A 1356-nucleotide genomic window follows, 5' to 3' on the forward strand; every position below is an offset into this window, starting at 1 on the left:
GAACTCCCGCCGTCCGCGGCACCCCGCTCCTCCTACCCGCAGGACGTCCTGCCCGTCGGCGTGCGGCGCCGGCTCCTCGAACTCGCCGGGACCGGCGGCCCGGTGGCGGCCTACCTCTACGACGGCGACATCGCGGCGGCCCGCGCCCGCGAGCTGCGCGAGGCCCTGCCCGAGTGGGCGGCCGTCCACTACGCGGTCAAGGCGAACTCCTTCCCCGGCGTCCTGGCGGCCCTCGCCCCGCACGTCGACGGGTTCGAGGTCGCCTCGCTCGCGGAACTCGCCCTCGCCACCGCCGCCAAGCCCGCGGCCCCGGGCGCCCCGGCCCCCGTCGTCGCCGCGGGACCGGCGAAGTCCGTCCCCGTTCTGACCGGCCTGGTCGAGGCGGACGTCGAGGTCATCAACGCCGAGAGCCCCCTCGAACTCCACCGCATCAGCCGTATCGCCCAGGAGCGGGGCACGACCGCACGCGTCGCGCTGCGCGTCAACCCCGCGCAGATCCCCGTCACCGGCTCCCTCCACATGGGCGGCGAACCCTCCGTGTTCGGGGTGCCTGAGCCCGACGCCGCCGAGGTCGTCCGTATCGCCCAGCGGCTGCCCGGCCTCGACCTCGTCGGCTTCCACATCCACGCCGCCTCCAACAACCTCGACGCCGGGACCCACGCGACCTACCTCCGCTGGTGCGTCGAATGGAGCGCCGCCACCGCCGCCGAGCACGGCATCGACCTGCGCCACATCGACATCGGCGGTGGCATCGGCGTCAACTTCGAGGGCGAGAAGCCTTTCGACACTGCCCGCTTCGGTGAGCTGGCCGCGGCCGTCACACCCCCGGCCGGAGCCCGCGTCGTCCTCGAACCGGGCCGCTTCCTCGTCGCCGACTGCGGCTGGTACGCCGCCGAGGTCACGGACGTCAAGCACTCCTACGGCCAGGCGTTCGCCGCCCTGCGCGGCGGCATCAACCACTTCCAGCTGCCCACGTCCTGGGACATCGTCCACAACGTCGCCGTCCTGCCCGTCGACGCGTGGCCGGAGGACTGCCCACGGCCCGAGGCCGTCGATGTTCCCGTCACGTTCGTCGGCGAGTTGTGCACGCCGGAGGACACGCTGCTGCGGGACGTTCGCGTCGAGCGCGTCCGTGCCGGTGATATTGCGGTCTTCCCTTACGCGGGGTCGTACGGGTGGGAGTTTGCCATGCACGCGTTTCTCGGCCACCCGGTGGCTGAGCGCTTGATGTTGTGAGTCAGGCTTTCCAGCCTCCGCCGCGCCCATTGGGGTGCCTCCTGAGACCGGTGCGCGGCTGCTGGTTGTTTGTGGCTGGTCGACCAGTTTCCCGCGCCCCTGACGGGGCGCCCCGCCCCC

General features: G+C 72.8%; 1 protein-coding gene. It reads left to right on the forward strand.

From position 1 onward, the window contains the following. On the forward strand, positions 1-1236 hold a 1236-nt coding region (locus K6I34_RS37025), incomplete at its 5' end, for an alanine racemase (protein WP_229332400.1). Positions 1237-1356 lie beyond the last annotated feature (120 nt).

This window comes from Streptomyces sp. UNOC14_S4 (assembly GCF_020740835.1).
In the GTDB taxonomy this organism is placed as follows: domain Bacteria; phylum Actinomycetota; class Actinomycetes; order Streptomycetales; family Streptomycetaceae; genus Streptomyces.